The sequence below is a fragment of the Enterococcus casseliflavus NBRC 100478 genome (assembly GCF_001544095.1).
GTDB classification, from domain to species: Bacteria; Bacillota; Bacilli; order Lactobacillales; family Enterococcaceae; genus Enterococcus_D; species Enterococcus_D casseliflavus.
Window position 1 is genome coordinate 46,564 of record NZ_BCPT01000007.1, and the last position, 15,702, is coordinate 62,265.

14 protein-coding genes are annotated in these 15,702 nt (G+C 43.5%); 11 read left to right on the forward strand and 3 right to left on the reverse strand.

From position 1 onward, the window contains the following. Window positions 1–33: 33 nt before the first annotated feature. The 4 genes from ECA1_RS07570 to ECA1_RS07585 all read left to right on the forward strand — a co-directional run bounded on the left by ECA1_RS07570 (window position 34) and on the right by ECA1_RS07585 (window position 4,628). On the forward strand, window positions 34–1,146 hold the full coding sequence (locus ECA1_RS07570) for a hypothetical protein (protein WP_060792133.1): 1,113 nt from the start codon (window positions 34–36) through the stop codon (window positions 1,144–1,146). After that, window positions 1,143–2,357, forward strand: a complete 1,215-nt coding sequence (locus tag ECA1_RS07575; RefSeq protein WP_060792134.1) for a hypothetical protein — start codon at window positions 1,143–1,145, stop codon at window positions 2,355–2,357. The genes ECA1_RS07570 and ECA1_RS07575 overlap by 4 nt, the downstream gene beginning before the upstream one ends. 10 nt (window positions 2,358–2,367) lie before the next feature. Further along, window positions 2,368–3,243, forward strand: a complete 876-nt coding sequence (locus tag ECA1_RS07580; protein WP_060792135.1) for an ABC transporter ATP-binding protein — start codon at window positions 2,368–2,370, stop codon at window positions 3,241–3,243. A 167-nt stretch (window positions 3,244–3,410) separates the two neighbouring features. After that, window positions 3,411–4,628 carry a pyridoxal phosphate-dependent aminotransferase gene (locus ECA1_RS07585; RefSeq protein ID WP_005229975.1) on the forward strand — a complete coding sequence of 406 codons (1,218 nt, stop codon included), beginning with the start codon at window positions 3,411–3,413 and terminating at the stop codon, window positions 4,626–4,628. A 55-nt stretch (window positions 4,629–4,683) separates the two neighbouring features. On the opposite strand, the gene ECA1_RS07590 is transcribed toward ECA1_RS07585, so the two are convergent. Continuing rightward, entirely contained in the window at window positions 4,684–4,863 is a 180-nt protein-coding gene (locus ECA1_RS07590; protein ID WP_005229977.1) for a hypothetical protein, read from the reverse strand. Between the two features lie 159 nt (window positions 4,864–5,022). Here ECA1_RS07590 and ECA1_RS07595 point away from each other — a divergent pair, with 159 nt between their 5' ends. From ECA1_RS07595 to ECA1_RS07615, 5 genes are all read left to right on the forward strand, one after another. Beyond that, the gene (locus ECA1_RS07595) at window positions 5,023–5,868 is read left to right on the forward strand and encodes a helix-turn-helix domain-containing protein (RefSeq protein ID WP_015509901.1); all 846 of its coding nucleotides are present in this window, start codon (window positions 5,023–5,025) and stop codon (window positions 5,866–5,868) included. A gap of 68 nt (window positions 5,869–5,936) precedes the next feature. Further along, on the forward strand, window positions 5,937–7,082 hold the full coding sequence (gene nagA / locus ECA1_RS07600; protein WP_060792136.1) for an N-acetylglucosamine-6-phosphate deacetylase: 1,146 nt from the start codon (window positions 5,937–5,939) through the stop codon (window positions 7,080–7,082). Window positions 7,083–7,204: 122 nt separating this feature from the next. Further along, complete coding sequence (locus ECA1_RS07605) at window positions 7,205–8,044, forward strand: SDR family oxidoreductase (protein ID WP_060792137.1); 840 nt, start codon at window positions 7,205–7,207, stop codon at window positions 8,042–8,044. Between the two features lie 195 nt (window positions 8,045–8,239). Then, entirely contained in the window at window positions 8,240–8,941 is a 702-nt protein-coding gene (locus ECA1_RS07610; RefSeq protein ID WP_060792138.1) for an ABC transporter ATP-binding protein, read from the forward strand. Next, window positions 8,942–12,364 (forward strand): FtsX-like permease family protein, encoded by a 3,423-nt coding sequence (locus ECA1_RS07615; protein WP_060792139.1) that lies wholly within the window; start codon window positions 8,942–8,944, stop codon window positions 12,362–12,364. A 44-nt stretch (window positions 12,365–12,408) separates the two neighbouring features. Here the strand turns inward: ECA1_RS07615 and ECA1_RS07620 are convergent, their stop codons facing one another. Next, complete coding sequence (locus ECA1_RS07620; protein WP_005231932.1) at window positions 12,409–13,008, reverse strand: FUSC family protein; 600 nt, start codon at window positions 13,006–13,008, stop codon at window positions 12,409–12,411. A 98-nt stretch (window positions 13,009–13,106) separates the two neighbouring features. On the opposite strand from ECA1_RS07620, the gene ECA1_RS07625 reads away from it, so the two are divergent. Next, on the forward strand, window positions 13,107–14,069 hold the full coding sequence (locus ECA1_RS07625) for an aromatic acid exporter family protein (RefSeq protein WP_034869373.1): 963 nt from the start codon (window positions 13,107–13,109) through the stop codon (window positions 14,067–14,069). Between the two features lie 32 nt (window positions 14,070–14,101). Here ECA1_RS07625 and ECA1_RS07630 read toward each other — a convergent pair whose 3' ends face one another. Further along, window positions 14,102–15,058 carry a Gfo/Idh/MocA family protein gene (locus ECA1_RS07630; RefSeq protein ID WP_005229991.1) on the reverse strand — a complete coding sequence of 319 codons (957 nt, stop codon included), beginning with the start codon at window positions 15,056–15,058 and terminating at the stop codon, window positions 14,102–14,104. Window positions 15,059–15,181: 123 nt separating this feature from the next. On the opposite strand from ECA1_RS07630, the gene ECA1_RS07635 reads away from it, so the two are divergent. After that, window positions 15,182–15,685, forward strand: coding sequence for a hypothetical protein (locus ECA1_RS07635; protein ID WP_005229993.1), 504 nt, complete (start codon window positions 15,182–15,184; stop codon window positions 15,683–15,685). Window positions 15,686–15,702 lie beyond the last annotated feature (17 nt).

Consider the following 15,702-nt stretch of genomic DNA (forward strand, 5'->3'; position numbering starts at 1 on the left):
AAGAATGAATAATTTTTTTTGAGAGGAGAGCAAATGAACTATTTTAAAAACCAACTGGCAAAAGCTGTTAAGCAGAAAACATTCATCTTCCTACTCATTGGAGCCTTTAGTTTAGGCTGCTGTTTTTCCATTTATTTGAAGCTGATGGAACCTGTCAACTTGCCTGCTACCATTACCGCAGAAAAAGCGGAGGCTTCACGGCTTGTTGATCGCTACCAAGCCAATCAATCTGGTTCACCGGATGAGCAAGAGGTATATCAGCTATTACTTGATAACAATACTCTGACCTCACGGCAGCTGTCCAACTTGATTATGGAGGAATATGAACGATTTAATCAAACGAGTATTCAAATGGCGGAGCTAAAAAAGCAGATTTGGGCGTCTTCAGTTGATGACAAAGCCTTTTTACCGCCGATGTGGACGATCGAACAAGAGCAGACGGTCTATCAAGCCTTAGTCGAGCAAGAAAAAGATCCGGTTCTCACGGCTGCTAATACCCAGACGGCTGTCGCTTTGGCAATAACGTTTTTACTGAATTTTGGGTTCTTCTTCTGGGCATTTTTTGCTAGTGACAATTTATTAGAAGAAAGAGAACACTTCTCCTTGATCCGCTCATACCCACAGATTTTCCCGATTCGGATGGTCAGTAAGGTTTTTGTCAAAACGATCACCAATTTAGGAATCTTGCTTGTGTTTTTCTTAGGCGTCTTTCTTTCAATGAGCCTTCTGGGGGAGTTTGGGGATTGGCAGTATCCAGTAGCCGTCTATCTCAGTGGGGATTGGGTAGCCTTACCTTTTTGGCAGAGTGTTTTATCTAGTATGGTTTCTTTTGCCTTGCTGATTGGTTTGATCGAATGCTTAGGTTTTGTCATGAACATGGTCGCAGCCAATCGATACGTCTCTTTCTTTTTACTGGTGCTTTTTTATGGATTCGGCTTGATTCCGATGCTGCAAAAGATCCCTATATTACCAGTTCATCTAGCTGCTATGGAGAAATTTTATTCGGGTGCCTTTGCTTTGGGCTCTGGCACTTCTTGGGGCGTCTATGCCAGTTGGCTGCTGACGCTAGTGTGGATCTTCCTTTGTTTAAGCATCATGCTTGTTGCGGATAAACAGAATCGCTTGTTGAGAGGAGGTAAAGAATGAAAGACTATTTTTTCTTTGAATTACGCCAGCTGTTAAAAAGCAAGAAAACCATTGGCCTTTTTTGCTTGCTGCTGATCTACAGCGGCGTTTACAGTTTTTGGCAAAGAGACTTTCGCCCAATTGAACGAGTAGATAAAACAGAAATGCAACAACGCTATACCGTGCGACAAGATTTTCTTGATCAACAAGCAGCCAATCCCTCTGACCATTGGTCGGCATTCATGGCAGTCGAAATGTTTACCCCATGGAATGAAGCAGAAAAACAACGGCTCGACGCGCTAGCCGAGAAAGACTGGCAAGCATACGCACAAAGCACAAGTACTTGGTACCATCTCGCTTTGCAATTTACCGATGAACGAAATATATTTTATACCCCTGATTATTACACGTTTCGAAATTACTATGCTGGGTATGACGGGCGCTTCGGCTATGCATCAACCGCAAAACTGATGGAGGCTTTTAGCCAGCTGCCCAATAGCAAACTCTCTCAAGCAGTCATGGAGCAAAAAACGGGGGTGCAAGCATTACAGCGAAGCTTTACTGAATATTTACCGATTCTATTAATTGCTGTTTCTTTGTTTTTGGCGATCGATTGTTTACCAAAAGAACGAAGACATAAATCTCTGTTTCTTTCACTGCCATTATCGACAGAAGAGAGCCTTTGGAGCAAAACGGCAGCGTTGATGGTTGGTTCTGCAATCGCAACGCTAGGAACCATGTTCTTTATCTGGTTTGGCTCTGGTATTCAATTCGGCTTTGGCTCCTTGGAACTGCCAGTCACGATTTTATCATCGTCCTTTGATGCCCGCTACCCGATCACAGATTTCAATGCTTTTGAAACACAAGCCATCGGTCTTTTTTTAAGCCAATGTTTTCTTGCAACGCTTTTCTTGCAGTTTCTTTATTGTCGCGGCATCTTGCTGTTCAGTGCCCTGTTTCGCTCAGAACTGATTAATCTGCTTGTGGCTGGTTTTTGTTTGCTTTCGCCCTTTCTTTTCCAACGACGCTGGTTTAGTGCCTACCTTGATAAAACGCTGTATGTCTATCTGTATCAAAATGTGGGACAAGTCCTTTCAGGCTGGACACGCTTTTACTTTGGTTCTGCAGGATTTACGATGGAAAAAGGCTTACTTTTATTAGGCGGCGTTTGGCTTTTGATCGAAATGTGTTTCTTTTTGACGATCCAACGCAAAAAATTTCATTTGGCATAGGAGGAACGACATGTTAGAACTGAAAAATGTGACTGTCACGTATACGAGAAAAGTATTGGATCAACTTTCCGTTGCCTTTTCTCCCGGGGAGATCGTCGGGTTAGTCGCCCCTAACGGCACTGGGAAATCCACGCTACTGAATGTGGCGATGAATTTCATCCAGCCGAATGAAGGCGCAGTATTTTTAAACGGCAGTCAAGTATATGTGACCAAAAAATCAGAAGTGGCAGCGCATCAACAAATTTCATTTTTTCCTGACCAAAATGATTTGTACAATGATTTAAGCGGACTCGAGCATTTGAAACTGTATCAGCGAATGTGGCGTTCAGAGGAACGCTTGGTGGAAGAAACGATTGCTCGTTTGCGAATGAGCGATTATATCAAACGGCCAGTGGGAACCTATTCGCTGGGGATGCGGCAACGTCTGTGTTTTGCGATGCAGATCGTGACAGATACGCCATACATGCTGATGGATGAGGTGATGAATGGCTTAGATCCGACAAATGTCGAATTGATCTCCAACGTGTTGAAAGCCTTGCGGGAGCAAAAGAAAGCGATCGTGATCGCTTCACATATTTTGACGAATTTAGATTCTTACTCGGATCGGGTCTTGTTTTTAAAAGACGGTAAGATCATTCACGAATACCTTGGCCGCAAGTCGTTGGTCAATGAACCCTTGTATGTAAAGACGGACTCGGCGGATTTCTTGGTGGCTTTTCCAGAGTTAACGACAGTGACTATCGATCTGCAAGGGCGGATGTATCTAGTAGAAATCAGCGATCCGCAGTTGCTGCAACGTTTTATCGCAGCAGGAATCACTGATTTTTCGGTGGGGCATTTGGCGTTAAATGAATTGTACTTGAAGTATTTTCCTGAAAATTCCTGAATGAACCAAATTCAGTGGATGAACGCAGGGCAAGCCCTCTCGACCGAGAGGTGAAAAATTTTCGCCACAGTTAAAATTTTTTTGCTATAATAGGTTCAATCTGAAAAGAGATCAACGACGAGAACCAATAACCTGACGTTGACCTATGGTTAAAGGAGAAATGGAATATGAAGAAATTTTCAAAGTCGTCAAAACTTGAAGGGGTCAGTTATGATGTACGCGGCCCTGTTTTAGAAGAAGCTGATCGGATGCAAGAAGAAGGCATCAGTATCTTAAAATTAAATACTGGGAATCCCGCGCCCTTTGGCTTTGAAGCCCCAAATGAAATCGTTAGAGATTTGATTATGAATGTGCGAGAGTCGGAAGGCTATTCTGATTCAAAAGGGATTTTCTCGGCACGTAAAGCGATCGAGCAATATTATCAATTACAAAAATTTCCTGATGTGACCATCAATGATATTTACACAGGTAATGGTGTTTCCGAGCTGATCACGATGTGTATGCAAGGGTTATGTAACAATGGGGACGAAGTGCTCGTGCCGATGCCAGACTATCCCTTGTGGACTGCTTCGATCTCATTAGCTGGCGGAAAACCCGTCCATTATATTTGTGATGAACAAGCAGATTGGAATCCTGATATCGAGGATATCAAAGCCAAAGTAACCAGCAAGACGAAGGCCATCGTCATTATTAATCCAAATAATCCCACCGGCGCCGTTTATCCGAAAGAAGTTTTGCAACAAATCGTCGAGGTTGCTCGTGAGCATGACTTGATCATTTTCTCCGATGAGATCTATGACCGTTTAGTCATGGATGATTATGTCCATGTACCGATTGCTACACTAGCACCAGATCGCTTCGTTGTGACGCTAGGCGGTTTGTCTAAGTCTCACCGAGTGGCAGGCTTCCGCGTTGGCTGGATGGTTCTCAGCGGGGATAAGTCCAATGTCAAAGACTATATCGAAGGCTTGAATATGTTGTCATCGATGCGGCTGTGTTCCAATGTTTTATCGCAACAAATCGTCCAGACTGCATTAGGCGGCTATCAAAGCTCCGATGAGCTGCTGCTGCCAGGTGGTCGAATCTATGAACAAAGAGAGTTTATCTACAAGGCAATCAATGATATTCCTGGATTGTCAGCAGTGAAACCGAAAGCAGCCTTTTATATTTTTCCTAAAATTGATATTCAGCGCTTTAACATTACCAATGATGAACAATTTGTTCTCGACTTTTTACATGAACACCATATTTTGTTGGTGCACGGCGGTGGGTTCAATTGGCAACAGCCCGATCATTTCCGTATCGTCTACCTTCCTAATATGGAAGATTTAAAAACGACTGCTGAAAAAATGACAGAATTCTTGGCAGCGTATCGCCAGAAGTAAGTACATGAAAAAGCACCGCTCCTTCAGCGATCGTGAGGGAGCGGTGCTTATGTTTTTATTCGGTAACTGGTTGACAAATTTTTTTGCTGACAATCATCCGATTGGTAAACTTATCCAGCATTTCAGCACTAGGATCGGTCACTTGAACGAGGACCGAATTTTCATATTCCCGTTCGATGATCCCTTGGTATTTTTTGCCTTCCCATGTAAAAAAGATCGTACTGTCGATCGTCATCTTAACACCTCATTTGAAATTGTGGAAAAATAACAAGACATTCTTGAAATTGCTTTCCTTTTTGTCATTATGTGCTAAAATAAAGAAAATTAAAAATGCGAATTCGCATTTTTGACAAGAAACGTTCGATTTTTTTAGAATTCCCCCTGGAGGACGATTATGAAAAAAAGAGATGAATCTTTTGGTCAAAATATCCGTTCAATTCGGTTGAAACGAAAGATGACCCAGAAGATGTTAGCGGAAGATATTTGTTCGCAAAGTGTGTTAAGTCGTATCGAAAACAACGAAGAGCTGCCCAATGTCTGGGTGATGTATCAAATTTGCCAACGCTTAGGCGTCACCTTAGATCAAGTAATGATGCTTCATTCGGAAGAGATCAACAAAACCAATCAAATCTTTGCCGAAATCGAATCACATTTTGTCCATAAACAATTTCAAGAAATGCGGGAAAAAATGGAAGACAAGGCGATCAAGGATTATCTGTATCTGGATTCAGATATGCAAATGTATTACTACTATCTAGGCAGCTGTGATTATTTCCTCGATCAAAACTATGATGCCGCCCTTGAAGCGCTGAAAAAAGGACTGGCCTATTCCTATCAACAGGATAAGACCAATGTTTCGGTGATGGAAATTCGTATCCTGAGCTGCATGGGTCGCGTCTATAGTGACTTGCTGCAACTGGGTGAGGCGCGTTTTTACTTAGAAAAAGCCTACGATGCCATGCATGCCTTGCCGCCGGAGCGACTGTCCACAGCGCTGACCAAAATTTATTACAACTATGCGGTCTTTTTAAAGGAGCAACAAGAAGACTGTCGCGCGCTAAAAGTAACCAACGAAGGCATTGCCCTAGCGAGAGAGAAAAATAGCTTGTATTTTCTAGAAGAATTGTTTGAACTAAAAGGACAATTGCTTCAAAGACTAAAAGAAGAAAAAGCAGCTGAAAAAAGTTTTCAACTGTATCGTGCCGTCATGGATATTCGCCAATCAGACAAAGTGGTGTAGACCTTTCTTGACTTCTGCTGCAAATAAGAGTACTTTTAAGGAAGAAAAGAAATAGAGGAGCGATCAAGATGAATAAATATATTTACGCAGACAAATTCTTTCTGAAATCAGCGGTTCATGGCCCTGGTTACTTGGAGGTCAAGGAGGGAAAATTCGGCGCGATCGTCGATGAAGTCCCTGCTGGTGCAGACGTAGAAGATTATTCAGGCAAATGGGTAGCACCGGGTCTTGTGGATACTCATATCCACGGGTTTATGAACCATGATGTGATGGATAACGATGCAGAAGGCATCAAAGCCATGTCAGAAGGTCTTTTGTCTTGTGGTGTGACATCGTTCTTACCGACAACCTTAACATCCAGCAAAGAACGGTTGCGTGATGTTGCTGAAACCGTTGGGAAAGTCAAAGACGAAGTTACAGGAGCAAAAATCCAAGGCATCTACTTTGAAGGACCGTTCTTTACTGAAGAACATAAAGGGGCACAAAATCCGATCTATTTTGGTGATCCTGATATTGATACCTTCCATGAATGGCAAGAAGCTTCTGGTGGAATTATCAAGAAAATCGCCTTGGCTCCTGAGCGCGAAGGTGTGAGTGAGTTTGTTTCGCAAGTGACGGAAGAAGGCGTAGTGGTTGCGCTAGGGCATAGTAACGGAACGTTACAAGAAGCGCAAACAGCAGTAGAAGCTGGTGCCAGTGTTTTTGTTCATGCCTTCAACGGAATGCGCGGATTAAACCATCGTGAACCTGGAATGGTCGGTGCCTTACTTTCATTAAAAGAAGTTTTTTCTGAGTTGATTTGTGATGGCCACCATGTGCATCCTCAAGCAGCTGAGATCTTGATGGAAAAAGCTGGTCACGACCATGTGGCCTTGATCACCGACTGTATGATGGCTGGCGGTATGCCAGACGGTGATTACATTTTAGGTGAATTTCCTGTAGTGGTAAAAGATGGCACGGCTCGAATGGAAACAGGCAATCTTGCTGGCAGCATCTTGAAACTAAAAGAAGCCGTGAAAAATGTTGTAGAGTGGGGAATTGCTACCCCTCAAGAAGCGGTCATGATGGCTAGCTTGATCCCAGCGATCAGCTGCAACATCGACCACGCTTGCGGTATGATCAAACAAGGTCGTCCAGCTGACTTCATTGTTTTGGATCAAGAAATGAATTTAGCAGCCACTTATTTAGATGGTGTTTGCCGTTACCAAGCATAAAATGAAACAATCTGCTTCAAGAAACAAGAAGAGAGCTTCTCTTGATCTGTTTTTTGAGCAGATTTTTTTATTTTCAGTTATGATGAAAGAAAACGGTATTCTTAGAAGGGGAAGGTGGCAAATTGAAGACGATTTTAGTTACGGGTGCCAACGCTGGCATGGGCTTTGCAACAGCCAAACAATTGGCAGAATTGGGGATGCATGTGATTTTGTATTGCCGTTCTGCCGAACGAGGGCAGGCAGCACAGCAACGTTTGAAGGAAGAGACAGGCAATCCAAGCATCGATCTAGTGATCGGTGATTTGGGGTCGTTGGCTAGCGTACGCAAGTCAGCCGCTGAAATCAATGCCCGCTTTGAGAAATTGGATGTACTGATCAATAATGCGGGCATCGTCAATTTAAAAAAAGAGCGAACAGCCGATGGATTTGAACAAATGCTGGGCGTAAACTACGTGGGGCATTTTGAACTGACCCGTCAGTTATTGCCGTTAATAAAACGTGCGGATGCTGGTAGGATCGTTAATGTTGCTTCTGGTGCTTACAAATTTGTAAAGAAAAAGGATCAGCGCTTTTTCGATGTGGCGAATTTTTTGCCTTGGCGGGAATATGGCCGCTCAAAAAAAGCCCTGATTTTATTTACAGATGCGCTTGCGTTTCAACTGCGCAATACGAACGTTACTGCCAATGCATTGCATCCAGGAGGTGTGGCGACGAGCTTAGGGGTCAGCCGACAGACAGGATTTGGTCAATCTGTTTACAAAATGCTCACGCCTTTTTTCAAAACACCTGAGGAAGGGTCTGATACAGCGATATATTTGGCACTAAGCCCCGAGGTGGCTGGCATTAGCGGGCGCTACTTTGTCGATCGTCAGGCAGTGCCGACGGAGATCCTTGATGAGCGGCAGCAAGCGCAAAAACTTTGGGAAGAAACCCAGCGAAGAATTGCCGACCAAGCACAATGATTGGTTTTTGTTCTTTGTCAATCAAATTAGAGGGAAGTGTAAAATCGATTCTGGGACAGAATGAGCATCATTTTGTCTCAGATTTTTTAATTTGATAAAATGAGCTGCTTTTTTGCTGTTTCTTTCGCAGGAATAAGTATGATACACTATTAAGCGAGAAAGCGCATGCGGCGCTGGAATTCTTGGAGGAACATAATGAGTTATATCGAAGTTGTGAAAGAAGTGAAGAAATACACAATGGGCGACACGGTTATTGCTGCTAATGATGGTGTTTCGTTTTCCGTAGAAAAAGGAGAGATCGCACTGATCCTTGGTCCAAGTGGCGCTGGTAAGTCCACCGTTTTGAACATATTAGGCGGAATGGATCAATGTGATAGTGGCAAAGTGATCGTTGATGGAACAGATATTGCTGGCTTTGATGCCAAACAATTGACGACCTATCGCCGCAAAGATGTCGGTTTTGTCTTTCAGTTTTATAATTTGGTCCCTAATTTGACAGCCAGAGAAAACGTTGAACTCTCAGCACAAATCGTGCCAGAGGCACTTGATGCAGCTGAGATCTTGACCCAAGTTGGGCTTGGTGATCGCTTGGATCACTTTCCAGCGCAATTGTCTGGTGGCGAACAGCAGCGAGTCACGATCGCTCGTGCTATTGCGAATAAGCCCAAATTGCTGCTTTGTGATGAACCAACTGGGGCCCTTGACTATGAAACGGGGAAACAGATTCTAGCAATTCTAGAAAAAACGGCTCGCGAGACTGGGACGACCGTTTTGATCATTACACATAACAGCGCATTGGCTCCCATGGCTGATCGTGTGATCCATATCAATGATGCAAAGGTCCGCAAGATGGAAAAAAATACTCATCCGATTCCAATTGCCTCTATTTCTTGGTAAATGCCTATGAAAAAAACATTATTACGTTCCAGTTTACGTGAAATCAGGCAAGCACCCGGGCGGTTTTTGTCCATATTAGGCATTATCTTTTTAGGGGTCGCTTTTTTTGTGGGGATCAGTGCAACTGGTCCAAATATGGAACAAGCAGCTGAAGATTATTTTGCTCGCCAGAAATTAGCGGACTTTACGATTGCGTCAACATTAGGGTTGTCGACTGCCGATCGGGAAATCATTGAAGAAATGCCTGGTGTCACGTCTGTTGAAGCAGAGCAGATCGCCGATATCAATGCCGAAAATCACCGTGCCGTGATCCGTGTCTTTTCCCTTTCGAAGGAGCGGCAAGTCAATCAATATCAGGTGACTTCTGGTCGATTGCCGCAAAAGTCAGGGGAAATTGCTTTGGATCAAGCGGCACAAAGCAGCGGTGGGTTTGCACTAGATGAAACTTTTGAACTGCCAGAAAGCGGTGAAAACCAGCTAGAAACGCACACTTACACGATCGTTGGCTTTGTCAATAGTCCCGAATTTATTGAGAATTTTCATCGAGGCAATAGTACCGTTGGGAATGGGACGGTCGATTACTTTGCAGTAATTCCAGAAGAAGATTTTAAAGAAACTGCGTATGCTAGATTGTTAGTTCGTTTTGATGAGCTATCGCAAGTGGCTAGCTATTCAGAAGCATATCAGACAAAAAGGGATCAAGTAAGTGATGAAGTAGAAGAACGGTTGGCTCCGCGGGCACAAGGACGGCGGCAAGAGTTGATCGATGAAGCGCAACCAGCCATTGATGAGGCCAAAGAACAGATCCGTGATGGCGAAGAAGCATTGCAGCAAGCGCAAGCGGAACTTGACGACGCAACAGAGAAATTGGCGCAGACGCATCAGGAGTTGACGGAACAAGAAGCAGCTTTTCAGACAGAGATTCAAACTGCCCAAGAGCAATTGAATGGAGAAGCGCAAAAATTAGCTGAGGGGAAACAGGCATTGATCGAAAATCAACGCCTGCTAGATCAAAATGAACAAGCATTGATTCAGCAAGAAGCCCAAGTACAGTCAGCCCAAGCTCAGTTGGCACCCGTTTTGGCACAAAGACCTGAACTACAAAAGGTCATCCAGCAGGTAGAGGAGCAACTGGCGCTGGCATACCAAGGCATGGATCAAATCAGAAGTGTGGGTCAACTTTCTGCAGAGGAGCAAATGGCCCAGCTGCCTACCGTCTATGCACAAGTAACCGCCGCTCTGGCACAGTTGAACCTGCCGACAGATGTCCTTGGTCCGATTCCTGATCTGGAGGAAATCGATGAAACGATGATTGCTACTATGCTGACGGCAGCTGAAGATACATTGCGTCCACTCATTGCCGAAGGTGAGCAACAACGTGCGCAATTACTTGGGCAAAAGGCTGCGATCGATGACCAAGAAGCGCAACTTCAGCAGGCACAACAGCAAGTCAATGCTGGCTGGAACCAAATCAGAGCTGGGCGCCAAGAATTGGCACAAGCGCAGACCCAGATCACCCAAGGAGAGACGCAGCTGAGCGAAGCTCGTGAGACCTTAGCTTCTGAAAAAGCCAAGGGTCAGTCTTTATTAGCTGCTGGTTGGCAAGAATATCGAGAAAACGAAGCAACCCTTCAAGAAAAGCTTGACGAATTCAAAGAAAAAGCACCAAAAGAACGCGAAAAACTTGAAGATGCCAAAAAAGAAGTTGCTGAAAAAGAGCAGGAATTATTGGATCTAAAACCGGCAGTTTATCGTGTCGCGAACCGCGATGCGAATCCTGGTTATTCAGAGTACCAAGACAATGCGGAACGAGTTTCTTCGTTAGCAACGATTTTCCCAGTTATCTTCTTTTTGATTGCAGCGTTAGTCAGTCTAACCACCATGACGCGGATGATCGATGAAAAACGTAGTGAGATCGGTACATTGAAAGCATTAGGCTATCGTAACTGGGAGATTGGACAGAAATTTTTGCTTTATTCCTCTGCAGCAGGCATCACAGGTGCTGTATTGGGTCTAGCAGTCGGCTTTTCCTTTTTTCCAGCAATCATCATTCAAGCTTATGGACCGCTTTACAATCTCACGGAGTATGACACCCCATGGTATTTGCGGCTTTCATTGATTGCTGTGGGAGTCAGCTTGCTTTGCACCATCGGTATCGCGCTGCTGGTTTTACGTTTTGATTTAAGACAGTCATCGGCTTCATTGTTACGACCAAAGGCACCCAAAACAGGAAAACGAATTCTCTTAGAAAGAATCACCGTTATATGGCGGCACTTAAGTTTTATTCAAAAAGTTACAATGCGAAACCTGTTTCGCTACAAGTCCAGAATGCTCATGACCATCTTAGGGATCGCGGGATGTACCTCCATGATCTTGACTGGATTTGGTCTAAGAGATTCCATCAGCAATATCATTCCTTTACAGTTTGAGAAAATCTGGCAGTATCAGGCGGTGATCACCTTTGATGATGAGGATTCGGAAGCAATGAGTGATACAAAAGCCGCCGCAGAAGATATTGAAGGCTTTGAAGCAGGGTTATTCTTGCATACGGAAAGTCTGACGTTGGCTCAATCGGGGGTCACGCAGCAAGAAGTAACCGTCACCGTGCCAGAAGATCCTGCGGCTTTATCGAGATTTGTCCACTTGAATGATCGGGTTTCAGGAGAAGCTTACGAGCTAGAAGGAGAGGGCGCCATCATCAATGAAAAGCTTGCTAAGTTGTTTGGATTATCGGTGGGTGATACGATAACGTTGACGAATGAAAGCGGCGAAGCATTTGAACTGAATGTGGCTGCAATCGCAGAAAACTACACAGGGCATTTTGCTTATTTGACCCCAGATGCGTATCAAAAGATCTTTCAGGCCGCCCCTTCTTACAACAGTGAGTTATTGAAATTCAGTCAGCGTTTGACGAAATCGGAGGAAGAAGCGATCGCGGCTGATTTGATGGCACAAGACAATGTCATCAATGTTTCCTTCCTCTCAGCTTCAGCGGATGCCTTAGATGACACGACAGCAACCTTGAACATCGTCATCTGGATCTTGATCTCGTCTGCGGGGGCATTAGCCTTTATCGTGTTGTACAACTTGAACAACATCAATATAGCGGAACGCATTCGCGAGTTGTCGACCATCAAAGTATTGGGCTTTTATGATCGAGAAGTGACCATGTACGTCTTTCGTGAAAATATCTTTCTGACGATCTTCGGCATTGCATTTGGTTTATTATTAGGGGTGCTTCAGCATCAATTTGTCTTACAGACCATCGAAGTCGACATCGCCATGTTTTCACCGACAGTCGAACCAATGAGCTATGTGTATGCCGCTGGATTGACCTGCTTATTTTCAAGCGTGGTAGGGATCGCAATGTATTTCAAACTGAAACATGTCAATATGATCGATGCACTGAAAGCCAATGAGTAACAAAAACAGCCTTTTCTCAGAATGATTCTGGAAAAAGGCTGTTTTTATTTTTCTTGTTTTTCTTGTTCGGAAATCTCACCTTGGACTTCTTCTAGCATGGCTTTTAGTTCAAGCTCTTTTTGCCTCAGCACCACCAGATCTTCTTGGATCTCATCCTTTTTCTCTTCCTCAGGTGGTCGAATGACGAAATTGATCGATAGGGCAACTAACGTGCCGATAAAGGTGTCCAATACACGGTCTAAGGCGAAGATGATCGATTCCCCTTGAGGGACACTGGAAGTGATCAAAAGCATCGTCGCAATAGCAGAGATAATGCCAGAATTGTTATTGATGCCATCTGAAAAAACGATGACAAAAATGACTAGCGCTGGCAAGACAAACAATTCGATCAGAAAGTCATTTTGAAAATATTGCTTCGTCAAAAAGTAAAAAATGGCTGTACCGCCGCCGATCGTATTTCCTAATACTCGTGACTTACCAAAAGAGATCGTTGTGGTCAGGTCTTGTCGCAAAGAAAACACAGCCGACAAGGCAGCAATCAATGGTTGGCCACGATCAAGAAAATGAAAGAGCAGAATACAAAGCATGACAGCGATGGCTGTTTTTATCGTTCGCATACCTAAGCGAAAACGCCCCAGTTTCATGGTCAAATGCCCCCTTTACTTAATCATACCCAAAGCAGTTGAGAAATTCTAGTCTTATTCCTCACAATTTAGTATACTTTTCACAGGAGGTGACAAAAATGAAAATCGGAATGAGGACCGTGAAAACGGCGATTGCTGCTGGTTTATCAATGTTTCTGGCACAACAGATCGGTCTTTTGTATGCGCCAGCCGCAGGGATCATCGCCATTTTAAGCGTCGGCAATACAAAGAAAACGTCACTTTTTACGGGAATCGGGCGTTTGATCTCTTTGGCGATCGCAACGCTCTTAGCTTTTGTCAGCTTCCATTTATTAGGCTTTGGGCCGATAGGATTTGTTCTTTTTCTCTTTCTCTTTATCCCAACCGCTGTCTATTTCAATTTGACCGATGGGATCGTCGTCAATTCTGTCTTGGTGACCCATTATATGATGGAACGTTCGTTTGCTTGGCCACTGATTGGGAATGCTTTTTTATTGATGAGTATTGGCATTGGCTTTGCACTTTTGTTCAATTTATATATGCCAGATGGCGAACGAGCATTGAAAGAAAGACAGCAATTAGTGGAAGAAACGTTTAAAAGTCTTTTAAAAGACATGTCGATTGCGTTAACTGAAAAAGAAAAGGCGACGCTTCCCCAGGTCTGCCAAACGCTTTTGGGAGATATCAAGCAAGGCAAACAACAAGCAATGGTGCATAGTGAAAATCAATGGCGAGGAGAAGCCTCCTATTATGAAGAGTACTTTACCATGCGCCAAAGTCAGGCACGCTTACTCTTAGAAATGGTTGACTTATTGCAGTTGTTTTGGGTAGAAGAAGCCTATACAAATGCGTTTCAAGAGTTGCTATCCTTTACTGCCGAGTCCTTTCACGAAAATAACGATGGGAAAGAGATCTTGGCAAAAATTGCTGCGCTTTATGAAGATTATCGACAAAAGCCATTGCCCCAAACAAGAGCAGAGTTTGAAAATCGCGCTCAGCTGTTTCAGTTTCTGCAAACCTTTAAAAGTTTTATTGAAATCAAAGCCGACTTTTCTGAACAAATGCAAACAATAGCACGCTAAAAAAAGACTCCTAAAAAGGAGTCTTTTTCATTTTACTGCTGTTCCCAAAAAGCTTGCATTTGATCAAGAACGTCAATGACATCGGTGGTCAAATGGATCGATCCCTCGATCTCGCCATCGATGGCTTTGATCATATTGGCAATTTCATAATTAAGGGCTTGACTGCTGTCGCCAGCTTCAATCACTTCATTTGTTCCATCTCGGAAATGGATCACGGCTTTGTCCGCACGAGGGTATTCGTCTACGGTAATGTATCCTTCTTCGAAAGCGACGATACCGGTTTTAGGCATTTTCGCTTGAAAAGTCAGCGTGACACTAGCCATTTCATCGGCTGGATTTTGTAGGATCGTGACTGATTGTTCATCCACACCTGTAGAGAAGGGCTTCATGCTGCTAAACGTCACTTCTGGTGTATCCGTCATGAAAAAGCGGGCAAATGAAACAGCATACGTACCGATATCCAATAAAGCACCGCCGCCTAAATCTGGATTGAAGAAACGATTGCTTGGGTCTGGATCTTTGTAGCTGCCAAATGGTGCTTGGATCATTTTTAATTTTCCTAAGCGTCCGGCATCGATCTCTTCTTTCAACCGAGCATAAACCGGCATATTGAAAATCGTCATTGCTTCTTCTAAGATTAGATTTTTTTCTTTGGCTAAGGCTAGTTCTTCCGCTAGCTCATCGGCACTGGTGGTGATGGCTTTTTCGCAGAGGACATGTTTTCCTGCCATCAGAGCTTTCATAATAAATTCATGATGAAGATCATTAGGTACTGCAATATAAACAATATCGATTTGCGGATCTTCTAACATGGCATCTGTGCTTTCATAGGCATGGGGAATAGAGTGTTTCTCAGCAAATGCTTGGACTTTAGGGAAACTCCGGGCACTGACCCCATATAGTTCACTTGCTTCATTAGAAAAGCCAGCAGCAAATTGCGTTGCGATATCTCCGAGGCCAATCATTCCCCAACGGTATTTTTTCATCATTGATCATCTCCTTCGTATTTAGTATAACAAAAGAAATCAATTCTTTAAAATAATCAAAAACAATCGCAAAAAGTTTCCATTACGGCTGACTTTCAGTAAAATATAGAAGAGGAGGGATAACATATGCATAATGTATCAATTGCAATTATTTTAAATACCATCATCGAGCAATACGCATCAGAAAAACAGTTTTATGAAACACAATTAGGCATCACCGAGGAGCAATGGGAGGCATGGAAAAATGGCACAATGAGTCTGTCACCTGCTGAAAATCAGAAAGTGAAGCTGCTGTTTTCAGATTATGAATGGATGTTGATCCAAAAAATCATTCGGCAAACCGTCATTTATCCAGAAAAACGCAATCAAGCGGTCGTCGAGTTCAAAAAAATGAAGACTCAAATCGCCAGAACGTGGTTAGCAAGCGATTTAGCGAAAGTCGAATTGTTAACAGAATCTGAAGAAACAGCCCAATACCTTGATTTGAGAGTCAGTATTACGTATGATGAGTGGGGTTATGATGATATACTAAACTTCCGATTGCCCGCTTTTGTTCAGCAGCAAATTCGCAATGAAAAAATCGAACTGTTGGAGTGGGTCAAAGAAAATCTGGAAGAAACTTACAACTAAAGGTAGGATATTTTTTG